16 protein-coding genes and 1 riboswitch are annotated in these 19627 nt (G+C 73.2%); of the genes, 10 read left to right on the top strand and 6 right to left on the bottom strand.

What is annotated here, in order from left to right; translation table 11 throughout:
* Positions 1–130 precede the first annotated feature (130 nt).
* Both ACFCZ1_RS11950 and ACFCZ1_RS11955 read right to left on the bottom strand, forming a co-directional pair.
* Positions 131–364 (bottom strand): ferredoxin, encoded by a 234-nt coding sequence (locus ACFCZ1_RS11950; RefSeq protein WP_376678262.1) that lies wholly within the window; start codon positions 362–364, stop codon positions 131–133.
* On the bottom strand, positions 364–1842 hold the full coding sequence (locus ACFCZ1_RS11955) for an aldehyde dehydrogenase (RefSeq protein ID WP_376678263.1): 1479 nt from the start codon (positions 1840–1842) through the stop codon (positions 364–366). The genes ACFCZ1_RS11950 and ACFCZ1_RS11955 overlap by 1 nt, the downstream gene beginning before the upstream one ends.
* Before the next feature lie 221 nt (positions 1843–2063).
* Between ACFCZ1_RS11955 and ACFCZ1_RS11960 the strand changes: the two genes are divergently transcribed.
* The 7 genes from ACFCZ1_RS11960 to ACFCZ1_RS11990 all read left to right on the top strand — a co-directional run bounded on the left by ACFCZ1_RS11960 (position 2064) and on the right by ACFCZ1_RS11990 (position 10381).
* Positions 2064–3125, top strand: a complete 1062-nt coding sequence (locus tag ACFCZ1_RS11960; RefSeq protein ID WP_376678264.1) for an MBL fold metallo-hydrolase — start codon at positions 2064–2066, stop codon at positions 3123–3125.
* An 80-nt stretch (positions 3126–3205) separates the two neighbouring features.
* Positions 3206–3286, top strand: a riboswitch (cobalamin riboswitch).
* A 128-nt stretch (positions 3287–3414) separates the two neighbouring features.
* Entirely contained in the window at positions 3415–4680 is a 1266-nt protein-coding gene (locus ACFCZ1_RS11965) for a prenyltransferase/squalene oxidase repeat-containing protein (protein WP_376678265.1), read from the top strand.
* Positions 4680–5357 (top strand): SCO2322 family protein, encoded by a 678-nt coding sequence (locus ACFCZ1_RS11970; RefSeq protein ID WP_376678266.1) that lies wholly within the window; start codon positions 4680–4682, stop codon positions 5355–5357. The genes ACFCZ1_RS11965 and ACFCZ1_RS11970 overlap by 1 nt, the downstream gene beginning before the upstream one ends.
* A 293-nt stretch (positions 5358–5650) precedes the next feature.
* On the top strand, positions 5651–6961 hold the full coding sequence (locus ACFCZ1_RS11975; RefSeq protein WP_376678463.1) for an energy-coupling factor transporter transmembrane component T: 1311 nt from the start codon (positions 5651–5653) through the stop codon (positions 6959–6961).
* Complete coding sequence (locus ACFCZ1_RS11980; protein ID WP_376678267.1) at positions 6958–8733, top strand: ABC transporter ATP-binding protein; 1776 nt, start codon at positions 6958–6960, stop codon at positions 8731–8733. The genes ACFCZ1_RS11975 and ACFCZ1_RS11980 overlap by 4 nt, the downstream gene beginning before the upstream one ends.
* Entirely contained in the window at positions 8730–9605 is an 876-nt protein-coding gene (locus ACFCZ1_RS11985) for an ECF transporter S component (protein ID WP_376678268.1), read from the top strand. The genes ACFCZ1_RS11980 and ACFCZ1_RS11985 overlap by 4 nt, the downstream gene beginning before the upstream one ends.
* A 320-nt stretch (positions 9606–9925) precedes the next feature.
* On the top strand, positions 9926–10381 hold the full coding sequence (locus ACFCZ1_RS11990; protein ID WP_376678269.1) for a transglycosylase SLT domain-containing protein: 456 nt from the start codon (positions 9926–9928) through the stop codon (positions 10379–10381).
* Positions 10382–10558: 177 nt separating this feature from the next.
* On the opposite strand, the gene ACFCZ1_RS11995 is transcribed toward ACFCZ1_RS11990, so the two are convergent.
* A complete protein-coding gene (locus ACFCZ1_RS11995; RefSeq protein ID WP_376678270.1) occupies positions 10559–11728 on the bottom strand; it encodes a steroid 3-ketoacyl-CoA thiolase in 1170 nt (389 codons plus the stop codon).
* A gap of 241 nt (positions 11729–11969) precedes the next feature.
* Between ACFCZ1_RS11995 and ACFCZ1_RS12000 the strand changes: the two genes are divergently transcribed.
* A complete protein-coding gene (locus ACFCZ1_RS12000) occupies positions 11970–13211 on the top strand; it encodes a cytochrome P450 (RefSeq protein WP_376678271.1) in 1242 nt (413 codons plus the stop codon).
* Positions 13212–13658: 447 nt separating this feature from the next.
* Here the strand turns inward: ACFCZ1_RS12000 and ACFCZ1_RS12005 are convergent, their stop codons facing one another.
* Complete coding sequence (locus tag ACFCZ1_RS12005; RefSeq protein ID WP_376678272.1) at positions 13659–15722, bottom strand: bifunctional glycosyltransferase 87/phosphatase PAP2 family protein; 2064 nt, start codon at positions 15720–15722, stop codon at positions 13659–13661.
* Positions 15723–15841: 119 nt separating this feature from the next.
* On the opposite strand from ACFCZ1_RS12005, the gene ACFCZ1_RS12010 reads away from it, so the two are divergent.
* The gene (locus ACFCZ1_RS12010; protein WP_376678273.1) at positions 15842–16177 is read left to right on the top strand and encodes an antibiotic biosynthesis monooxygenase family protein; all 336 of its coding nucleotides are present in this window, start codon (positions 15842–15844) and stop codon (positions 16175–16177) included.
* 153 nt (positions 16178–16330) lie between these two features.
* Here the strand turns inward: ACFCZ1_RS12010 and ACFCZ1_RS12015 are convergent, their stop codons facing one another.
* A complete protein-coding gene (locus ACFCZ1_RS12015) occupies positions 16331–16726 on the bottom strand; it encodes a nuclear transport factor 2 family protein (RefSeq protein WP_376678274.1) in 396 nt (131 codons plus the stop codon).
* 109 nt (positions 16727–16835) lie between these two features.
* Here ACFCZ1_RS12015 and ACFCZ1_RS12020 point away from each other — a divergent pair, with 109 nt between their 5' ends.
* Positions 16836–17378, top strand: a complete 543-nt coding sequence (locus ACFCZ1_RS12020; RefSeq protein WP_376678275.1) for a GNAT family N-acetyltransferase — start codon at positions 16836–16838, stop codon at positions 17376–17378.
* Positions 17379–17440: 62 nt separating this feature from the next.
* Here ACFCZ1_RS12020 and ACFCZ1_RS12025 read toward each other — a convergent pair whose 3' ends face one another.
* Positions 17441–19513 carry an MDR family MFS transporter gene (locus ACFCZ1_RS12025; RefSeq protein WP_376678276.1) on the bottom strand — a complete coding sequence of 691 codons (2073 nt, stop codon included), beginning with the start codon at positions 19511–19513 and terminating at the stop codon, positions 17441–17443.
* Positions 19514–19627: the final 114 nt, after the last annotated feature.

The raw sequence follows: 19627 nt of genomic DNA on the forward strand, positions 1-19627 counted from the left end.
GCCCGGCGCGGCGCGGCGCGGCGCGGCGCGGCGCGGCGCGGCGCGGCGCGGCGCGGCCCGGCGGGCGGAGGTTCGTCTCCCAGCCTGGAAAGCCTTGGCGGCGGCGCGGCCGTGTTCCACAGGGTGGGGGCTACTCCTCCGGCGGGAAGACCGGCTCGCCGGTCGCGGCCAGGGTGATCATGATGGCCTCCACCGGGCAGCCCTCCGCCGCCGTCAGGACCGGTTCGTTCGCGTCCGTTTCGGGCATGCGCGGGTGCGACTGCCGGGCGGAGTCGAGGGCGAAGCCCTCCGGGGCGTGGTTCACGCACATGCCCGAGCCGATGCAGACCCCCCGGTCCACCTCGACGTGCCAGCGGTCACCCATCAGGCACCCGCCTCGCCGGCGCCCGGTGAGTACGTCGCCGGCAGGTGGATCATCTTGTGTTCCAGGTACTCGCTCAGTCCCTCCGGGCCGAACTCCCGGCCCACGCCGCTGTTCTTGTAGCCGCCGAACGGGCCGAGCATGTCCAGGCTGAAGGTGTTCACGTTGAAGGTGCCGGTCCGGACCTGACGGCCGAAGTCCAGGCCGTGCTCGACATCGGCCGTCCACACGCTGCCGCTCAGGCCGAACTCCGAGTCGTTGGCCACCCGCAGCGCCTCCGCCTCGTCCCCGTACGGGATCAGGCAGACGACCGGACCGAAGATCTCCTCGCGCGCGATCCGCATGGAGTTGTCCACGTCGCCGAAGAGGGTGGGCTCCACGTACCAGCCCCGCTCCAGGCCCGCCGGGCGGCCGCCGCCGGCCAGGACCTTGGCACCCTCCTCCTGGCCGATGCGGATGTAGTCCAGGGAGCGCTGCTGCTGGCGCCGGGCCACGAGCGGGCCGAGCTGGGTCGCCGGGTCGAGCGGATCGCCGACCACCAGGGCCCCGGCCGCCGCCGCTAGTGCTTCGGCCACCTCCCCGTACCGGCTGCGCGGCGCGAGCACGCGGGTCTGGGCCACGCACGCCTGGCCGTTGTTCATCCAGGCCGCGGGCACGATCCCGGCGATGGCGGTGTCCAGATCGGCGTCGGGCAGGATCACGGCGGCCGACTTGCCGCCGAGTTCGAGGGTGACCCGGGTGAGGTTGCGCGCGGCGACCTCCATCACGCGCTTGCCTGCGGCGACCGAGCCGGTGAAGGCGACCTTGTCGATTCCGGGGTGGCCGACCAGGTACTCGCTGACCTCGCGGTCGGCGGGCAGGATCGAGAGCACGCCCTCCGGGACCCCGGCCTCGCGCGCGATGTCGGCGAGGATGTACGAGTCGAGCGGGGACTCCGGGGAGGGCTTGAGGATCACCGTCGAGCCGGAGAGCAGCGCGGGCGCGAGCTTGGCGGCGGCCACGAACTGCGGCACGTTCCACGGGATGACGGCCGCGACGACCCCGACCGGCTCGCGGCGCACCAGGATCGGGCCGAGGGCGCCCTGGCGGCGCTCCTCGTACGGATAGGCGCGTGCGACCGTGATCGCGGCGTCGTAGACCATCATCGGGCCGAGCGCCTGGGCGAGCACGCTCCAGGAGTACGGGGATCCGTTCTGGGAGCTGATGGAACGGGCGATCTCCTCGTGGCGGACGGCTATGGCGTCCTTGATCCGGGAGACGACGGCGACGCGTTCGTCGAGCGACATCCGCGGCCAGGGCCCCTCGTCGAACGCTGTGCGCGCGGCTGCGACCGCCCGGTCGACGTCGGCCTTCGAGGCGTGCGGGACGGAGCCGATGACCTGCTCGGTGTGGGGGGAGACGACCCGGATCGTGTCGGTGCCCAGCGGATCCGTCCACTCCCCGCCGATGAACAGTTGTCCGTGTTCCACGAGCTCGGTCATGGCTGATGCCTCCTGCGGCTTGGCGTTCCAGAACTGATACCAGTTCTAGTTAGAGGAGTCCACGGCCGGGACGGAACAGCCCGGAAGATCCAACGACTAGTCAGAAAGGCCTGGAGGTGGTCGACTTGGGCTACTACTGAAACAAGTTCTCGTTCGGCTCGGCTCGGAAGCGTCCGGCTCGGAAGCGTCCGGCTCGGCTCGGCTCGGAAGCAGGGGGTCTCATGTCAGAGGACACGTCACAGGACACGCCACAGGTGACCGACCACGGCGGAGGAGTGTGGGCGATCAAGGTCCCCATCCCCGACAACCCCCTCGGACACACCCTCGTCCACGTCCTCGACACCGACCGCGGCCCGGTCCTCGTCGACACCGGCTGGGACGACCCCGCGTCCTGGGACGCCCTCGTCGCCGGCCTGGCCGCCCTCGGCACCACCGTCACCGACGTCCACGGCGTCGTCATCACCCACCACCACCCCGACCACCACGGCCTGTCCGGCCGGGTCCGCGCCGCGTCCGGAGCCTGGATCGCCATGCACGCCGCCGACACCGAGGTCGTCGTACGGACCCGCTCCGCCGAACCGGGCGTCTGGTTCGACTACATGAGCGAGAAGCTCGCGGCCGCCGGAGCCCCCGAGGAGCACATCGGCCCGCTGCGCGCCGCCCGCGCGAGCGGCCGCGTGCCGACCCTGCCCGGTCTTCGCGCGGCCGTCCCCGACCGGGAGATCGTCCCCGCCGAGCTGCTCCCCCTCGCCGGCCGCCGGCTGCGCGCGATCTGGACCCCCGGCCACACCCCCGGCCACGTCTGCCTGCACCTGGAGGAACAGCACCCGGCCGGCCTCCCCGGCAACGGCCGCCTCTTCTCCGGCGACCACCTGCTGCCCGGGATCTCCCCCCACATCGGCCTGTACGAGGCCCCCGAGGACATCCGTACCACCGACCCCCTCGGGGACTACCTCGACTCCCTCGAACGCATCGGGCGCCTGGGCCCGGCCGAGGTGCTCCCGGCCCACCAGCACGCCTTCACCGACGCCCCCGCCCGCGTACGGGAACTCCTCGACCACCACGAGGAGCGGCTCACCGGACTGTGGGCGCTGCTCGCCGAACCGCTGACCCCCTGGGCGCTGGCGGAGCGGATGGAGTGGAACCGGCCCTGGGACCGGATCCCGTACGGCTCCCGCAACATCGCGGTCTCGGAGGCGGAGGCCCACCTGCGGCGACTGGTGAAGCAGGGCCGCGCGGAGGCGGTCCCGGGCACCGACCCCGTGACGTACCGGGCCCTGTAAGGGGCCGGGGCGGACACCGCCCCCGGGGCGGGCGGGTTACGGGCCGGTAGAGTGAACCCGTCGTCCACACCTCTGTACGGGGGGAAGCCGGTGAGATTCCGGCGCTGACCCGCAACCGTGACCCGCCCTCGGCACCGCCGCGGCGGGGAGCCGGAATGCCCCGTACCGGAAGTGCGCGGCTCGTGCCGCCGGGCCCTCCGGCGGCCGGCACCGTCGAGGTAAACGGAGCCGGAGCCCGGTGCCTGAGCGTGCCTGCCTCCAGCCCCCCAGCAGGAGAGGCACCCGCCCCATGATCGTCCGTCGCAGCGCCGCCGCGCTCGCCGCCTCCGCCGTGCTCTGCGTGGGCGCCGCCCCCGCAGCCCTCGCCGACACCGCGCCGCCCGCTTCCCCCTCCGCGCCGCCGGTCATCCCCTCCGGGCTCTACGGCAAGAACGACCCGAAGTACGACGGCGTGTGGCGGCAGTCCTTCGCGCTGCTCGCCCAGCACACCGTCGGCGTCAAGCCCGCCGCGCAGGCCGTGGACTGGCTGACCGGCCAGCAGTGCGCGAACGGCTCCTTCCCCTCCTTCCGCGCGGACACCGCCAAGGCCTGCGACGCGTCGACGTACATCGACTCCAACGCCACCGCGGCCGCCGTGCAGGCGCTGGCCGCGCTCGGCGGTCACGACGAGACGGTGAAGAAGGCCGTCGGCTGGCTGAAGTCCGTACAGCGCGAGGACGGCGGCTGGAGCAACAACCCCGGCGGCGCCATGGACACCGGTACGGACGCCAACTCGACCGGCATCGTGATCAGCGCCCTGGTGGCGGCCGGCGAGAAGCCGGCCGAGGTCAAGTCCAAGGCGGGCAAGTCGGCGTACGAGGCGCTGCTCACCTTCCAGCTGGGCTGCTCCGCCGAGCCCGCCGCCGACCGGGGCGCCTTCGCCTTCCAGCCGCTCGAGGGCAAGCTGCTCGCCAACGCCGACGCCACGGCCGCCGCCGCGCTGGCCGGCCTCGGCAAGGGCGCGGCCGTCGCGCCCGCCACCACGGACACCCCCGCTGCGGCACTGGCCTGCCCGGCGGACGCCGCCGACCCGGTGGCCGCCGCCCAGGGCGCGGCCGGCTACCTGGCCGAGGCCCTCAAGAAGGACGGCCACCTCACGGCCGTGACCCCGGGCGCGGACCAGCCGACCCCGGACACCGGCAACACCGCCGACGCGGTGATCGCCCTGGCCGCGGCCGGGCACAAGCAGTCGGCGGCGGGCGCCCTGGAATGGCTCAAGGCCAACTCGGCGCAGTGGTCGAAGGGCAGCCCGGCGGGCCTCGGCACGCTGATCCTGGCCGCGCACGCGACGGGCACCGACCCGAAGTCCTTCGGCGGCACCGACCTGGTGGCGGCACTGAACGCGACGGGCCCGGCCCCGCAGGGCGCGGACACCTCCGCGACCGCGGTGGACGGTGACGAGGACAAGCCCTCCGGCGGCCACAACATCTGGTGGATCATCGGCGCGGGCGCCGCGGCCGGCGCGGGCATCGGCATCCTGCTGAGCGGCCGCCGCAAGAAGAAGAACCAGCTCTGATGTCCGGCCGCCGCCCTCCTCTCGCCCCGGCGCTCGCCCTCGCCCTCGCCCTCGCCCTCGCCCTCGGGGCCGTGCTGACCGTACTGGCCTCCGCCCCGGCCCTGGCTTCGAGCTACCGCTACTGGTCGTTCTGGGACGGCGCGGGCGGCCGGTGGGCGTACGCCTCCATGGGCCCCTCGACGGCCCGTCCGGCGGACGGCTCGGTGCAGGGCTTCCGCTTCGCGGTGAGCAAGGACGCGTCGGCCGAGGCGGCGCAGCCGCGGGCGGCGGCGGACTTCACGGCGATCTGCGCGGCGACCCCTGCGGCCGAGGGGACGAAGCGGGTGGCGCTGGTCATCGACTTCGGCGTCCCGGCGGACGCCCCGGCGGGCGAAGCCCCGCCGGGGCCGGAGCCGCGCACGGCCTGCGCGCAGGTGGCCCCGGAGGCCACGGCGGCCGAGGCGCTGGCGGCGGTCGCCAAACCGCTGCGCTACAACAGCGCGGCGCTGCTGTGCGCGGTGTCGGGCTACCCGAAGCAGGGGTGTGGCGAGCCGATGCCCGATGCCCCGGGGGCCGAGCCCGTGGCCACCGGGGAGAAGGAGGACGGCGGCCCGTCGGCGGGCCTCCTGGCGGGCATCGCGGCGGTGGCCGCCCTGGCCGCGGCCGCCGTCTGGCAGTCCCGCCGCCGCACCCGATGACGTCCCCCGACGCCGCCGACCCGACCCCGCCCGCTCCCGCCGGCCCGGTCGGGGTCGGCCCGTCCGACACCCCCGGCCCCGCCCCGACCCCGGCCCCGACTCCCGGACCGTCCACCGCAACCGGGCCCGGCACCGTTCCCGGACAGGGCACCGGTGCCGACCCGGGCACCACTCCCGGACCGGCCACCGCAACCGGGGCTGCCGCCGTTCCCGACCCGGCCGCTCTTCCCGACCTCGGCTCCGCAACCGGACCGGGCACCACAACCGATCCCGGACCTGACTCGGTTCCCGACCTGGCCACCGTTCCCGACCCGGGCACCGTTCCCGACCCGGGCACCACTCCCGGACCGGGCGCCGCAACCGGACCGGCCACCGGAACCGGACCGGCGCGGCCCGGGGGCGGGGGCGCCTCCGCCGGAGCCGTGGCCGGCGGCGCGACCCCGACCCGGCGGAACCCGCCCGGGGCGCCGGATCCCGCGCGCGGGCCCTCGTACGACCGCCGCAGGCGCTGGGAGGCACCCCGGGCCGACCGGGCCACGGCCCTGCACGCGGGAGCGTGGTGGCTCTGGGCCCTCGGCCTCGCCACCGCGGCCTCCCGCACCACGAACCCCCTCCTCCTCGGCCTGATCGTCGGCGTCGCCGGCTACGTGGTCGCGGCCCGCCGGACCTCCGCCCCCTGGGCCCGTTCCTACGGGGCCTTCCTCAAGCTCGGCCTCGTCGTCATCGGCCTGCGCCTGCTGTTCTCCATGCTCCTCGGCTCCCCCATACCCGGCTCGCACGTCCTGTTCGTCCTCCCGGAGTTCCCCCTCCCGGCCTGGGCCCAGGGCATCCGCTTCGGCGGCAAGGTCACCGCCGAGCAGCTGGTCTTCGCCTTCTACGACGGCGCCAAGCTGGCCGCCCTGCTCGTCTGCCTGGGCGCCGCGAACGCCCTCGCCAACCCGGCCCGGCTCCTGAAGTCCCTCCCGGCCGCCCTCTACGAGGCGGGGGTCGCCGTCGTCGTCGCGATGACCTTCGCGCCGAACCTGGTCGCCGACGTCGTCCGCCTACGGACGGCCCGCCGGCTGCGCGGCCGCCCCACCGGCGGGGTGCGGGCCATCCTCCAGATCGGTCTCCCGGTCCTCGAAGGCGCCCTCGAACGTTCCGTCGCCACGGCCGCGTCGATGGACGCGCGCGGGTACGGGCGCACCGCGCACGTGCCGCCCGCCGTCCGGCACACCACCAACGTCCTCACCCTCGGCGGCCTGCTCGGCATGTGCGCCGGCACGTACGGGCTGCTCGCCGCGCAGGGGGCCGCGTACGGGCTCCCGGTGCTCGGCATCGGCCTGGCGCTGGCCCTCGCCGGCCTGCGCCTCGGCGGGCGCCGGTCGGTGCGGACCCGCTACCGGCCCGACCGCTGGGGTGCGCGCGCCTGGCTGGTCGCCGGGTCGGGCGCGGCCGTCGCCGCCCTCCTCGTCCACGCGGGCACCCGCGACCCCGGGGCCCTGAGCCCGGGTGTGGTCCCGCTGGTCGCGCCCTCGCTGCCGCTCTGGCCGGCGGCCGCGATCCTGATCGGCCTGCTGCCCGCGCTCGTGGCCCCCGTACCGCCCAAGGAGGCGTCGTTGTGATCCGCTTCGAGCAGGTCTCCGTCACGTACGAGGGCGCGGCCGGCCCGTCCCTCCGGAACGTCGACCTGGTGGTCCCCGAGGGGGAGCTGACGCTGCTCGTCGGCCCGTCGGGGGTCGGCAAGTCCACCCTGCTGGGGGCGGTCTCCGGGCTGGTCCCGCACTTCACCGGGGGCACGCTCCGCGGCCGGGTGACGGTCGCGGGCCGCGACACCCGTACCCACAAGCCGCGGGAACTCGCCGACGTGGTGGGCACGGTCGGCCAGGACCCCCTGGCGCACTTCGTGACGGACGTCGTCGAGGACGAGCTGGCCTACGGGATGGAGTCCCTGGGCCTGCCACCTGCGGTGATGCGCCGCCGGGTCGAGGAAACCCTCGACCTCCTGGGTCTGAACGAGCTGCGCGACCGCCCGATCGCGACATTGTCCGGCGGGCAGCAGCAGCGGGTCGCGATCGGCTCGGTCCTGACCCCGCACCCGAAGGTCCTGGTCCTGGACGAACCCACCTCGGCCCTCGACCCGGCGGCGGCGGAGGAGGTCCTGGCGGTCCTCCAGCGCCTGGTCCACGACCTCGGCACCACCGTCCTGATGGCGGAGCACCGGCTGGAGCGGGTGGTCCAGTACGCCGACCGGGTGCTGCTCCTGCCCGCCCCGGGCGCGGCCCCGGTCCTCGGCACCCCGGCCGAGATCATGGCCGTCTCCCCGGTCCATCCTCCGGTGGTCTCGCTGGGCCGCCTCGCGGGCTGGTCCCCGCTCCCCCTCTCGATCCGCGACGCCCGCCGCCGGGCCGCGCCGCTCCGGGACCGCCTGTCTGCTGCCGCCGGTTCGACGGGCCCGGCCCGGGGGAACCCCGCGCCAGGCGCACCGCATCAGCGGCATCCGGCCCCGCCGGCGTTCGAGGCGCCGGGGTCCGGGGGCGGAGTCGCTGGCAGCGCAGCCCCCGGGCTGCTTTCGCGCCTGCTCCGCCGGGGCCGGCCGACCCCCGCCGGGCCCGCCCCGGCGACGGACGGCAAGGCCGCCGAGGCCCGCCACCTCGGTGTGCGCCGCGGCCGCGCCGAAGTCCTGCGCGGTATCGACCTCACGGTGGCGGCCGGCGAGACCGTGGCCCTCATGGGCCGCAACGGCGCCGGCAAGTCCACCCTGCTCTCGACCCTCGTCGGCACCCTCGCCCCCACCACCGGCCAGGTGACCGTCGGCGGCCGCACCCCCCACCGCACGGCCCCGGCCGAGATGGTCCGCCGCGTCGGCCTCGTCCCGCAGGAACCCCGCGACCTCCTCTACGCCGACACGGTGGCCGCCGAGTGCGCCGCCGCCGACTCCGACGCGGGCGCGGCCCCCGGTACCTGCCGGGACCTGGTGTCCGACCTGCTCCCGGACGTCCCCGACGACACCCATCCCCGCGATCTGTCCGAGGGCCAGCGCCTGGCCCTCGCCCTGGCGCTGGTCCTCACCGGCCGGCCCGCCCTGCTGCTCCTCGACGAGCCCACCCGCGGCCTGGACTACGCCGCCAAGGCCCGCCTGATCGAGATCCTCCGCTCGCTCGCCGCGCAGGGCCACGCCATCGTCCTGGCCACGCACGACGTGGAACTCGCCGCCGAGCTGGCCCACCGCGTGGTCGTGCTGGCCGGCGGGGAGATCGTCGCAGACGGCCCGACCGCGGAGGTCGTCGTCTCCTCCCCCGCGTTCGCGCCGCAAGTGGCGAAGGTCCTGGCGCCCGGCCACTGGCTCACGGTGGGCCAGGTCGCCGAAGCCCTGGCCCTGGCGGACACCCCGTGAACCGCCCCGTCGCCCGCTCCACACCCCGCCGCGCGCCCCGCCGGGCGCCCCGCCCCGTCCGGATCGGGCCGCGGGCCGCCGCCGCCCTGGTCCTCGTCACCCTCATCGGCATCGCGGCCTTCGGCTGGCCGCTCCTCGCCGACCGCCAGTCCGGCCTCGCGCACTCCCAGGACGCCCCCTGGCTCTTCGCCGCGCTCCTGCCCCTCCTCGTCGCCGTCGTCGTCGCGACCGTCGCCGACGACGGCATGGACGCCAAGGCGGTGGCGATGCTCGGGGTGCTCGCCGCCGTCGGGGCGGCGCTGCGGCCGCTGGGCGCGGGCACGGCCGGCCTGGAGCCCATGTTCTTCCTGATGGCGCTCAGCGGGCGTGTCCTCGGTCCCGGCTTCGGCTTCGTGCTCGGCTCGGTGACCATGTTCGCGTCCGCCCTGCTGACGGGCGGGGTCGGTCCGTGGATGCCGTTCCAGATGCTGGCCATGGGCTGGTTCTCGCTGGGCGCCGGGCTGTTGCCGGGCTCGGACCGGATCCGCGGCCGGGCGGAGCTCGGGATGCTGGCGGCGTACGGCTTCGCGGGTTCGTTCGCGTACGGCACGATCATGAACCTGCAGGGCTGGGTGATCCTTCAGGGCATGGGGCAGGGCATCTCCTTCCACCCCGGTGAGCCGGTGGCGGCGAACCTGGCGCGCTTCGCCGCGTACTGCCTGGCGACGTCGGTGGGCTGGGACCTGGGCCGGGCCGCGCTGACCGTCGTACTGACGCTCACGCTCGGCGCCGCACTGCTGAAGGCCCTGCGGCGGGCGACTCGCAAGGCGGCCTTCGACGCGCCCGTCACCTTCGAATCGGGGGCCGGGAGCAGCCCCGACCACAACCCTTGAAGGGGCACGAACGACCACAAAGGGTGAGATCCGGGCCCCTCGACGGTGAGCCGCCCCATAGGACCCACGTCACATACGAAAAGGGGTAGTAGCCCTTTTCGGGAACATATCACCCCCTCCGCAGCCCCTCCACCTGCACCGATACCGGTGAGCGAGGAGGGAGTCCGCAGCGCCCCCGCTGCGAGGTCCGCTAGTAGGCGGGCTCGTTGCCAGGTCCCCGGGGGCTCTGTAGAACTGGATGAGTCGCAGGGCGGCAGGGGTACTTCGGTACTTCACCCTCCCGCCGTCGAACCCCTCTCCTTCGCGTGAGTGGCTCACGCATGTCTTCGGCATGCCTGCGACCGCCCTTGTCCCCTTCGGAAGGTCAATCCGTGTCCAACGCCGTCATCCGCCGCATCGCCGCCTCCAAGAAGACCCTCGCGGGTACCGTCGTCGCCCTGGGTGTCGCCGGTTCCATGCTGGCCGCGGTTCCCGCGCAGGCCGCCCCGACGAGCGCCAAGGCGATCGCCCAGCAGATGATCAAGGACCCGGCCCAGTTCGCCGCCTTCGACAAGATCGTCTCGCACGAGAGCGGCTGGAACCCCACCGCCACCAACGCCTCCTCCGGCGCGTACGGCCTGGTCCAGGCCCTGCCGGCGTCGAAGATGGCCTCCGCGGGCTCGGACTGGAAGACCAACCCGGCCACCCAGATCAAGTGGGGCCTGGACTACATGAACGAGCGCTACGGCAGCCCGGTCGGTGCCTGGAACTTCTGGCAGGCCAACCACTGGTACTAAGCCACCAGCGGACAGCAGACAGCAGACATACGAAGGCCCCGGTGGCCGGCCTCCCCAGGTCCGGCCGCCGGGGCCTTCTGCATCCCATCCCACGGGGTTCAGAGGCGCCTCACAGGCGGAGTCACGGGCGGTGTCACGGGCGGTGGCACGGGCGGCACCACGGGCACCGGCGGCGCGTCACAGGCGCTGGATGATCGTTCCGGTCGCCAGCGCGCCGCCGGCGCACATGGTGATCAGCGCGAATTCCTTGTCCCGGCGCTCCAGCTCGTGCAGCGCGGTGGTGATCAGCCGGGCGCCGGTGGCGCCGACGGGGTGGCCGAGCGCGATGCCGCCCCCGTTGACGTTGACCTTCTCCAGGTCCTGGTCGAAGACCTGGGCCCAGCTGAGGACGACGGAGGCGAAGGCCTCGTTGATCTCGACCAGGTCGATGTCCTTCAGGGACATCCCCGCCTTGCCGAGCACGGCCCGTGTCGCGTCGATCGGCCCGTCCAGGTGGTAGTGCGGGTTGGCGCCGACCAGCGTCTGGGCGACGATCCGGGCGCGCGGCCTGAGCTTGAGCGCGCGGGCCATCTTGCGCGAGGCCCACATCACGGCGGCGGCACCGTCGGATATCTGCGAGGAGTTCCCGGCGGTGTGCACGGCGGTCGGCATGACCGGCTTGAGCCGGGACAGGGCCTCCATGCTGGTGTCGCGCAGGCCCTCGTCGCGGTCGACGAGCCGCCACATGCCCTGTCCGGCGGCCTGCTCCTCCTCCGTCGTCGGCACCTGCACGGCGAAGGTCTCGCGCTTGAACCGCTCCTCGGCCCAGGCGGCGGCGGCCCGCTCCTGGGAGCGCACCCCGAGCCGGTCGACGTCCTCGCGGGTCAGGCCCCGGTTGCGGGCGATGCGTTCGGCGGCCTCGAACTGGTTCGGGAGGTCGACGTTCCACTCGTCCGGGAAGGGCTTGCCCGGGCCGTGCTTGGATCCGGAGCCGAGCGGTACGCGGCTCATGGCCTCGACCCCGCAGGCGATACCGATGTCCATGACCCCGCCGGAGATCATGTTGGCGACCATGTGGTTGGCCTGCTGGGAGCTGCCGCACTGACAGTCCACGGTCGTCGCGGCCGTCTCGTACGGGAGCCCCATGGCGAGCCAGGCGTTGCGGGCGGGGTTCATCGACTGCTCGCCTGCGTGCGTGACGGTTCCGCCGACGATCTGCTCGACGCAGTCGGGCTGGATTCCGGTACGGGCGAGCAGTTCGCGGTAGGTCTCGCCGAGCAGGTAAGCGGGATGGAGGTTGGCGAGCGCGCCCCCGCGCTTGCCGATGGGGGTGCGTACGGCTTCGACGATGACGGGTTCCGCGGCCATGAGCTCGTCCTCTCCTGCACTGTGCCGACGCGGCGGGCCGTCCCGGCGCCCCGCCCGAACTAGTACGCGTTCTACTTCTCCCCGCAGTCTTATGACCTCATGCCCCGCCACGCAAGGGTCTTGCACGCGCCCTGCACGGATTCCACACGCAACAGTTGGCGCTGCGGCCCTTGTCACTTCTAGAACTCGTTACTACCTTCGAGCCAACTTCTGATGGGCCGTCAGACTTTGGAGTCGCCCGATGTCATGCCCCGCGCTGCCCGAAGGCTTCGACGCCACCGACCCCGACCTGCTCCAGAGCCGGGTCCCGCTTCCGGAGTTCGCACGGCTGCGGCAGACCGCACCCGTGTGGTGGTGTCCGCAGCGGCGGGGCATCACCGGTTTCGACGACGAGGGCTACTGGGCCGTGACCCGGCACGCGGACGTCAAGTACGTCTCCACGCACCCGGAGCTCTTCTCCTCCACCACGAACACGGCGATCATCCGATTCAACGAGCACATCCAGCGTGAGCAGATCGATGCCCAGCGGCTGATCATGCTGAACATGGACCCGCCGGAACACACGCGCGTACGCCAGATCGTGCAGCGCGGTTTCACCCCGCGGGCCATCCGCGGTCTGGAGGAGGCGCTGCGCGACCGGGCGCGCAGGATCGTCACGGAGGCGACGGGCGTCGCGGGCGACGGCAGCTTCGACTTCGTCACGCAGGTGGCGTGCGAGCTCCCGCTGCAGGCGATCGCGGAGCTGATCGGCGTACCGCAGAAGGACCGCTCCAAGATCTTCGACTGGTCCAACAAGATGATCGCCTACGACGACCCGGAGTACGCGATCACCGAGGAGGTCGGCTCCAACGCGGCGATGGAGCTCATCGGCTACGCCATGAACCTCTCCGCCGCGCGCAAGGAGTGCCCGGCCAACGACATCGTCACGCAGCTGGTGGCCGCCGAGGGCCAGGGCAACCTGGGCTCCGACGAGTTCGGCTTCTTCGTACTGCTGCTGGCGGTCGCGGGCAACGAGACCACCCGCAACGCCATCAGCCACGGCATGCACGCCTTCCTGACCCATCCCGACCAGTGGGAGCTGTACAAGGCGACCCGTCCGGCGACGGCGGCGGAGGAGATCGTGCGCTGGGCCACGCCGGTGGTGTCGTTCCAGCGCACCGCCACCCAGGACACGGAGCTGGGCGGCCAGAAGATCAAGGCGGGCGACCGGGTGGGGCTGTTCTACTCCTCCGCCAACCACGACCCCGAGGTCTTCGAGAACCCCGACGCCTTCGACATCACCCGCGACCCCAACCCCCACCTCGGTTTCGGCGGCGGCGGTCCCCACTTCTGCCTCGGCAAGTCCCTGGCCATCATGGAGATCGACCTGATCTTCAACGCCCTGGCCGACGCCCTGCCCGACCTCCGCCTGACCGGCGACCCGCGCCGCCTGCGCGCGGCCTGGCTCAACGGCATCAAGGAACTCCGGGTCAGCCACGGCTGATCCACGGCTGACCCGTGACCCAGGACGGCAGGGGCCACTCCCCCCACGCCCCGGCCCCTGCCGTCCGCTGGTCCCCACTCTCCAGGCCCCCACCGGCACCTCCGGCCCAGCCCGTCCCGGCCACATCCGGCTCCGCCGGCCTTCGCAGCGGCCCCCAGCCGAGCCGACCCATGCGGCGCGGGGCCCGCTCCCCAGCCCGCCGGCGCTTGAGGCGCGCGGTCCGGGGCGGAACCCCGGCAGCGGACCCGCACCCCCTCGGGTGGCGGCCCGGCCCGAGCGGGGCGATCCTGACTGACAGCGGCGATCCAGCCGAAGGGACGCCGGGGCAGCTGTGCCCCGGCGCCCCTTCGGCCCGCTCAGCCCGTACTCCGCGTCCGCGCGCTCAGCGACGGCGGGCGGGGACGACGTCCGCCGACTCGCCGCCTACCCGCCGTCGGCCCGCTGTGCCTACCTCGCCCGGGCCGGAACGTGGATCCGCCGCTCCCGGTCCCCGCCGTCCTCGCCGCCCTCGCCGCCCTCGCCGGCCTCGGCGTCCTGCCCGGCCGTGCGCTGCACGGGAAGTCCCGTACTCAGCCGACGCGGCCCGGACAGCGCGTACACGAGCCCGAATCCGGCGGCCACCACGACGGCGCCGCCCACCGCGTCGAGCACCCAGTGGTTGGCGGTCGCGACGATCGCGCACACCGTGATCAGCGGATGCAGCGCCCCCAGCAGCTTCTGCCAGCCCTTCGGCGCGAGCACCACGATCACGATCCCGCACCACAGCGACCAGCCGAAGTGCAGCGAGGGCATCGCCGCGTACTGGTTGGAGATCGCGGTCATGGCCCCGTACGACGGATTGGCGAGGTCCTGCGGCCCGTGGACGGTGTCGATGAAGCCGAGGCCGGGCATCAGCCGCGGCGGCGCGAGCGGGTAGAGCCAGAACCCTATGAGCGCCAGCACGGTGGCCAGCCCCAGCGAGGCCCGCGCCCAGCGGTAGTCGCCCGGCCGGCGCCAGTACAGGACCGCCAGGATCGTCAGCGGGACCACGAAGTGGAAGGAGGTGTAGTAGAAGTTGAAGAACGCCTCCAGCCAGGGCGTGTTCACGACGGCGTGGTTCACGGCGTGCTCGATGTCGATGCCCAGCGCCCGCTCGATGCCGTGGATCTGGCTGCCGTTGCCCTCGGCGAGCGAGCGGCTGGTGGGCGCCGCGGCCCTGATGTGCGAGTAGATCGAGTAGCCGACCCGTATCAGCAGGAGTTCCAGCAGCAGGTTGGGGCGGGAGAGCACGCGCCGCCAGAACGGCAGCAGCGGCACCCGCGACCACCTGGCGGCAGCGGGACGCCCGTAGTCCGTCGGGACGGGTTCGCGCCAGTACGACGACGAGCGCGGCAGGAACGGCACCGCGCAGGCCGCGGCCAGCGCGGCGAGGAGCAGCACGTTGTCGCGTACGGGGGCCAGCGCGGCCAGGTTCGGCAGCAGCACGTCGCTCGGCAGGGTCATGGCGAGGACCACGGCCACCGGCCATACGGGCCGGTCGGCGGCGCGCCGGCCGACCTTGCCCGCGACGGCGAGCAGCACCCACAGCAGCTGGTGGCGCCAGCCCGTCGGGGACACCGCGACGGCCACGCAGCCGGTGACGGCGACGGCGAGCAGCAGCTGCCCGTCGGCGGCGTAGCGGGCCGCGCGGCGCAGGCCGATCCAGACGACCGCGGCCGCGAGGGCCGCGTACAGCAGGATCTCGGCGGGTCCGGTCAGGCCGAGGCGCAGCAGCGCCCCGTGCACGGACTGGTTGGCGAGGTGGTCGGGGGCCACGCCGAGGCCGGTGCCGGCCAGGCGCTCGACCCAGTACGTCCAGGAGTCGCGGGGCATCGCCGCCCAGGTCAGGGCAGTTGCCCCGGCGAAGGTCACGGCGGCGGACCTGGCCGTGGCCCGGCGGCCGGTGAGCCACAGCAGCGGGGCGAAGAGCAGCAGGGCGGGCTGGAGGGCGGCGGCGAGGCCGACGAGGAAGCCGGCCGGGCGTTCGCCGGGCACGCGGAAGACCGCCAGCAGCACCAACAGCACGGGCAGGATGGCGGTCCGGCCGGGTGAGGCGGCCTCGCGGACGGGCAGCGAGACCATCATCAGGGCGGTCAGCACGGGCGCGGCGAGCAGGGCGGTGCGGCGCGGGACGGGGTCGGGCAGGCCGCGCGCGGCGACCAGGCCGATGGCGGCGACGAACAGCAGCGTCACGGCGATCCAGGCGGCCTCCAGCGACGGCGCGGCGAGGCCGAGGAGCGGCTTGAGGACCAGCCCGGCGAACGGCGTGCCCGTGAACTGGCCCGCGTCGTAGAGCGAGCCGGGCAGGCCGCCTGGGAGGTGGAAGCCGCTCAGCCACTCGCCCGGTGGGACGCGCAGCACGGCGGCGGCCTGTCTGACGGCGAGGGCGCCCGCCAGCGCCCACAGGAGGAGGCGCGCCGCCCCGAGCCTGCCGCTACCGCCTATGACCCCGGCATGTCCGTTCGCACCGCTGTGCTCTGCCGCGTTAGCCACGCCTCGCCGGCCTCCCGCCCTGTTGACCGCAACCCCGACTTCGCCCGGCTGCCGCGTTTAGTGCCCCGTTCCATTACCTGGACGACGATATCCCGCGCGGGATACCTAGGATGGCCCGCATGAGCATCGTGAAGATCAACGCGCTGACCGTCCCCGCCGAGCAGCGGGAGGTGCTGGAGCAGCGCTTCGCCTCGCGGGCGGGCGCCGTGGAGGGTTCCGACGGGTTCGAGTGGTTCGAGCTGCTGCGCCCCGTGGAGGGCACCGACCAGTACCTGGTCTACACGCGGTGGCGGTCCGAGGAGGACTTCCAGGCGTGGATGGAGGGGCCGATGAAGGCCGCTCACCAGGGTGGTGCGGGCGGTGCGGGCGGCGGCGAGCGGCCGAAGCCGGCGGCTTCCGGGTCTTCGGTGTGGTCGTTCGAGGTCGTACAGCAGGCGGCGCCGAAGAAGGCCTGACGCGGTCGGGAGGCCCGGGGCACGCGCCCCGGGCCTTTCCCGTCTCCGCCCGGGCTCCGTCCGCGGCCCGGGCTCCGTCCGCGCTCCGTCCGCGCTCCGTCCGGACTCGGTCTCCAGCTCGGTCTGCGGCTCTTTCTGCGGCTCTGTCCGGGCTCAGCTCCAGAAGGCGTCTGCCTCGTCGATGTCCGCGGTGCACTGGTCGATGTCGGTGATCTTGTTGCCGATGATGGTGAAGAAGAGGCCCTCGTGGATCTCGATCCCACGGTCGCCGCGGTCGCCGCGCGCCGTGTGGAAACTCATCACGTGGCCCCGCCCGTCCGCGAGCACCGATTCCAGGTGCACCTGGAAGGTGCCGTTCGTCTCCGATCCGAGCCGGCGGTAGAGGTCGATGACGTTCTCCCGCCCCTTGTGGTGCCCGGAGAGCGGGTTGTTTCCGGGCACGTGGTGGATCACATCGGCCGTGAACAGCGAGCTCAATGTCTCCATGTCGCCCTTGGCGAAGGCCTCGTAGCCGCGGCGGATCAGGGCACAGTCGGGATGCTCGGACATGGTGACTCACACCCTCCAGGTATGCACGGTTCGCCCCTTTTTCCTATCATCGGCCCGGCGCTGTGGATATTCCACGCGGGAGATCCGCGGCGAACTCCACAATGACGCCATGACCACTCACAGCGAACACGCCACCCACACCCCGGCCCCCGCCTCCGTCCCCGCCCCGGCCCCCGCATGGACCGTGGCCCCCGAGCCGTACACCACCCCCGACGCCACCCTCCTGCGGCGCGCGTACTACGCGGAGATCGCCGGCCGGTACTGGAAACGGACCGTCACGGAAGCCGAGATCGATCAGTGCCTCCTGGACTTCCCGGATGGCGGCCTGGTCCCGCCGACGGGCCAGTTCGTGGTCGGCCGGCTGGGTGGCGAGCCCCTGGCGTGCGGCGGGATACGCCTGCTCGACCCCGTCACCGCCGAGCTCACCCGGGTGTACGTCGACCGGCGCGCCCGTGGTACCGGCGGCGGGGCGGCCCTGCTCGAAGTCCTGGAGGCGCAGGCCCGTGCGCTGGGTGCCGGGCGGGTCCGGCTGGACACCCGCTCGGACCTGGTGGAGGCCCGGGCGTTGTACGCGCGGCACGGGTATGCGGAGATACCCGCCTACAACTCGGGCCCGTATGCGGAGCACTGGTTCGAGAAGCGCCTGGTCTGACCCGCTCCGGCTCTCGCGCCCCGGCCCTTCGGCGCCGTCGGGCGGATGGCGCTCAGGGGGCGCTAGTGCGCGGCGTGGTCCCGGCGCGAAAGGGCGTCATAGGGCTCCTCGCTGTCGGATCCGCAGAGCTCGGTGTTGATCTCGCGGACCAGCTTGACCAGGTCGGTCGGGCGGTCCGGGCCCCACCAGTCGCCGAGCAGTTCGGCGAGGGACTCCTCTCGGGCGGCGGCGAGTTCGGCCGCAGCCTCGCGCCCCTTGCCGGTCAGGACGAGCGCCAGCCCGTCCCGTACGGCGAGCCCGCGCTCCTCGGCCTGGCGGCCGGCGTCCGTGATGACCTTCAGCGGCACGATGGTGCGGTCGGCGAGCATCGCGGGCTCGGCGGAGCCGTACTTGTTGATGCGCAGCAGCAGCCAGCTGGTGGCGGGAAGCAGGTCGTAGCCGGCCTTCTCGGTGATCTTTTCGTAGACGTGCCGGCGGCCCTCCTTGGTGCCGAGGACGGACAGCGCGCGGGCGACCTCGTCGCGGGAGGAACGCTCCACGGGGTTGGAGGCGAGGGTCTCGGTCACATCGGGCGCGGTGACCGAGGCGCGGAGCTTGTCCTCCTTGAGGAACCAGGCGACCACGAAGGCGATGAGGACGATCGGCACGGCGTAGAGGAAGACGTCCGTGATGGCGGTGGCGTAGGCGTCGAGCACGCGGGGCTGCAACTCCGGGGGGAGCGCGCCGATGGCCCGCGGGTCGGCCTCCAGATCGCCGACGCCGGCTCCGGGCGGCAGCGTGACGCCCGCGAGTGAGGCGGCCAGTGTGTCGTCGAGCCGGTTGGTGAAGATCGTGCCGAAGATGGCGACGCCGAAGGAGGCGCCGATGGAGCGGAAGAAGGTGGCACCGGAGGTGGCGACGCCGAGGTCGGCGTAGGTGACGGCGTTCTGCACCACGAGTACGAGTACCTGCATGACCAGGCCGAGTCCCGCGCCGAAGACGAAGAAGTAGGCGCTCATCTCCCAGGTGGAGCTGGTGCGGTGCAGCTGGTGCAGCAGGAGCAGGCCGACGGCGGTGACGGCGGTGCCGGCGATGGGGAAGACCTTCCACCGGCCGGTGCGGCTGACGATCTGGCCGGAGGCCGTGGAGGAGATCAGCATGCCGACGACCATCGGCAGCATGTGGACGCCGGACATGGTCGGCGAGACGCCCTGGACGATCTGGAGGAAGGTCGGCAGGTAGACCATCGCTCCGAACATGGCGAAGCCGACGATGAAGCTGATCACCGAGCAGAGGGTGAAGGTGCGGATGCGGAACAGTTTCAGCGGAAGGACGGGTTCGGCGGCCTTGCGCTCCACGAGGACGAAGGCGACGAGCAGCACCGGGCCGAGCACCGCGAGGCCGATGATCTGGGCCGAGCCCCACGCCCAGGTGGTGCCGCCGAGGGAGGCGACCAGCACGAGGCAGGTGGCGACCGAGGCGATGAGGAAGGTGCCGAGGTAGTCGATCGTGTGCTTCGAAGGGCGCGCCGGGATGTGCAGCGCGGCGGCGATGACGGCGAGTGCGACGAGACCGATGGGGAGGTTGATGTAGAAGACCCAGCGCCAGGACAACTGGTCGACGAACAGCCCGCCCAGCAGTGGGCCGAGCACGCTGGTCGCGCCGAAGACGCCGCCGAAGAGGCCCTGGTACTTGCCGCGTTCGCGGGGCGGGACGATGTCGCCGACGATCGCCATCGACAGCACGATGAGTCCGCCGCCGCCGAGGCCCTGCATGGCGCGGAAACCGATCAGCTGGGGCATGTTCTGGGCGAGGCCGCAGAGGGCGGAGCCGATGAGGAAGAGGACGATGGCGTACTGGTACAGCTTCTTGCGCCCGTACTGGTCGCCGAGTTTGCCCCACAGGGGTGTGGCGGCGGTGGAGGCGAGCATGTAGGCGGTGACCACCCAGGACAGGTGGGCCATGCCGCCGAGCTCGCTCACGATGGTCGGCAGGGCGGTGGACACGATGGTCTGGTCGAGTGCGGCGATCAGCAGGCCCAGGAGGAGGGCGCTGATGGAGACGAGGACCTCGCGAGAGGAGTGTTCGGCGGCGGGTCCGGAGCGTTTCGGACCCGGACCGGGTCCCCCGGGTTCCGTGGTCACGTCCTGAGCCATCGATGCCTCCTCTGGCCAGATCAACATCTCCATCCTGCGTGGTGTGTCCGGTTATGGCCTCTCGGCAGGGGTTGGGAGGCGCCCGGCGGGTCTGCATAATCGCTGGCAGTGTCC

The organism is Streptomyces sp. NPDC056224 (genome assembly GCF_042267665.1).
Lineage (GTDB): Bacteria > Actinomycetota > Actinomycetes > Streptomycetales > Streptomycetaceae > Streptomyces.